Origin of the sequence: Streptomyces sp. MS191 (assembly GCF_008042125.1) — a bacterium.
Lineage (GTDB): Bacteria > Actinomycetota > Actinomycetes > Streptomycetales > Streptomycetaceae > Streptomyces.
The window spans coordinates 38,954-41,734 of record NZ_RDBI01000039.1 but is presented as its reverse complement, the minus strand read 5'-3'; the positions used below and the strand labels follow the sequence as shown (position 1 = coordinate 41,734).

The window sequence follows — 2,781 nt, the reverse complement described above, 5'->3', positions numbered from 1 at the left end:
CCGCTGGTTGCCGTCCTTGCCGTCCCTGCCGTGATCGCGCAGGTCAGAGGGCATACGCGCAAGACGGCAACCGGGCCCAAGACGGCAACACGATCACCGTCGCCCGCGCAGGCCGCCAGGACGTCGCCCGCATCCGTCTCGTGCCGTCCCACTCGTACGTGCCGTATCGCCGCAGGTCATCGGCCGTGAGGCCAAGACGGAAGGCCGACCCATGCCGTCCCCACCAGGGCGCGGCCAAGACGGACACCGACCGGTCCTGCCGTACCGGCCCTGACCTGCGCTTGCAACGGCCAAGACGCCCAAGACGCATCACGCCACCACCACAGGAGCCTCCCGCTTGAGCACCCCTGCCATACCCGCCCACCACCGCACAGCCCACCAGGCGACCGGCTGGGACCGCGCCGCGATCCTCACCCTCGGCGCCGCCGCGTGCGCGCTGTCGTACGACGCACTCCAGCAGATGGCCGTCGCCATCCACGTCCGCGGCTTCCTCACCTACCTCTTCCCGCTCGTGATCGACGGGTTCATCGCCTACGGGGTACGAGCCCTCCTCGTCCTGCGCACCGCCCCGTTCCGAGCCCGCCTCTACGTATGGACCCTGTTCGGAACGGCCACCGTTGCGAGCATCTGGGCGAACGCCCTGCACGCCCTCCGCCTCAACCAACAGGTCACATCCGACGGCCTGTACCTGGGCGACGCCACCGTGGGCGTCCTCTCCACCATCGCGCCGCTCGCTCTGGCCGGCGCGGTCCACCTCCACATCCTGATCACCCGCGAGACCACCACCGAGGCTCCGGAACAGCCTGCAGGGGATACGCAGGCCAAGCGGCGAGGCGGACGACCGCCGGACGCCTCGCTGGAGGACCTGGTCGAGATCGGCCGCGCCGCTGCCGCTGAACAGGGGAAGCTGTCGCGAGCCGTCGTGAAGAAGGCCGCTCGGGCCCAGGAGCTCGGCATGGCCGGCGAGCGACTGACCGAGGTCATGAAGATCCTCCGGGCCGAAGCGAAGGTCGCTTCCGAAACCTCCTGACCGGCCCAACCCTGAGCCCGGTCGGGTGGTCGGAACSGTTCCGACCACCCGACCGCGCCCTTGTCCACACCCTGGGGGCCGCCCCTGTGGATACGAGACATGCCCTCCCTGTGCCCCTCAGCACCCGCCCCAGTCCCGCGCATCGGAGAACGCCAGTGCCCCGTGACTCCCACGACGACGCCACTGCCGGCACCGACATGGCGTCCCTCCATCCGAAGTCGCCTACGTTCATGGTCCGTTTGCGGCAGGCGTTCGGACGACCTGCCCCTGGCGGAGCCAGTAGTACCCCGAGTCCGACTCAAGGCCGGTCTTCGGGGATCTCCGCCCCGGGGGTGGCGGAGACGGCCCGACGCCAGGGGGCGCCGGACCGGGAGGCCGGGACCGAGGGCGGCCCCAACCAGGACGAGCTCCACGCCGTCCAGCAGCAGATCCTCCGCCCCGCACCCGCCGCCGAGCCAGCGGCCGGTGAGCGAGCGATGCAGAGCGTCCAGCCGGCGATCCGCCGTTTCACCGGCACTAAGCGGACCGTGCGCGTCGGCCCGCTGCGGTTCACCGGCGACGAGCACGCCGACATGCGGGAGGCCGCCGCCGAGCACGGCTACAAGGGGGAATCCGGCTTCGCCGCCGACATCGTCCTCGCCTTCATCACCGGTCGGTTCACCGCGAACCTGCCGCTGTCCGAGGACCGCCGCCGCACCCACATGTTCCGCGCCCAGGTGCTGCGCGAGCTCAACCGCATCGGCGTCAACGTCAACCAGATCGCCCGTGCCCTCAATAGCGACCTCACCCCACCCGACATCCGCCAACGTCTCGACGAGCTTCACCGCCTGCTGGAGCTGATCGCCGAGGCCCTGCGCGAACCCGCCGAATCCGGGAAGGACCTGGCCGCGTGATAGCCGCCATCAAACCGGCCGGGTCCAACACCCGCGGCCTGCTCGCCTACCTCTACGGCCCCGGCCGCCACGACGAGCACACCGACCCACACATCGTCGCCGGCTTCGTCATGCTCGGCATGCCCGACCCCGGACGCGACCCCGACGCCACCCTCACCCAGCTCGCCCGCCACCTCGACGCACCCGTCCATCTTCGGAACAGCGAGTTCGGCAAGAAGGTCACCGACCACGTCTGGCACTGCCCCGTCCGCACCGCCCCCGAAGACCGGCACCTCTCCGACACGGAGTGGGCCGACATCGCCCAGCGAATCGTCGAGGCCGCCGGCATCGCCCCGCCCGGAGACGACCTCGGCTGCCGGTGGATCGCCGTACGCCACGCCGACGACCACATCCACATCCTCGCCACCACCGTCCGTGAGGACGGCCGCCGTCCCCGGCTGTACGACAGCGGCATCCGCGTCGGCGACGCCTGCCGCCAGATCGAGACCGACTACGGCCTGCGCCAGCTGAAGAAGGGCGACCGCACCGCCGGACGCCGACCCACCCAGGCCGAAATGCACAAGGCCGAACGCCTCGGCTGGGAGCAGACCAGTCGCGACTGGCTCCAGGACCGCATCCGCGCCGCCATCCCCCACGCCAGCAACACGGAGGAACTCCTCGCCTACCTCGAAGCCGACGGCATCGTGGTCAAACCCCGCCGCGGACCGTCCGGAGACCTCCTCGGCTACGCCGTCGGCCGCCCCGGCGACCTCAACAAGGACGGCGAACAGATCCTCCACCCCGGCGGCAAGATCGCCCTTCTTCAGCTGGCGCAGGCCGTAGTCGGTCTCGATCTGGCGGCAGGCGTCGCCGACGCGG

At 70.9% G+C, this 2,781-nt stretch carries 3 protein-coding genes; all 3 read left to right on the top strand.

Features of this window, described 5'->3' with window-relative positions; translation table 11 throughout:
• Positions 1-337 precede the first annotated feature (337 nt).
• Positions 338-1,030 carry a DUF2637 domain-containing protein gene (locus EAO71_RS06750; protein ID WP_147976874.1) on the top strand — a complete coding sequence of 231 codons (693 nt, stop codon included), beginning with the start codon at positions 338-340 and terminating at the stop codon, positions 1,028-1,030.
• 332 nt (positions 1,031-1,362) lie between these two features.
• A complete protein-coding gene (locus tag EAO71_RS06745) occupies positions 1,363-1,923 on the top strand; it encodes a MobC family plasmid mobilization relaxosome protein (protein ID WP_147976873.1) in 561 nt (186 codons plus the stop codon).
• On the top strand, positions 1,920-2,781 hold an 862-nt coding region (locus EAO71_RS06740), incomplete at its 3' end, for a relaxase/mobilization nuclease domain-containing protein (RefSeq protein WP_261992040.1). The genes EAO71_RS06745 and EAO71_RS06740, both read left to right, overlap by 4 nt.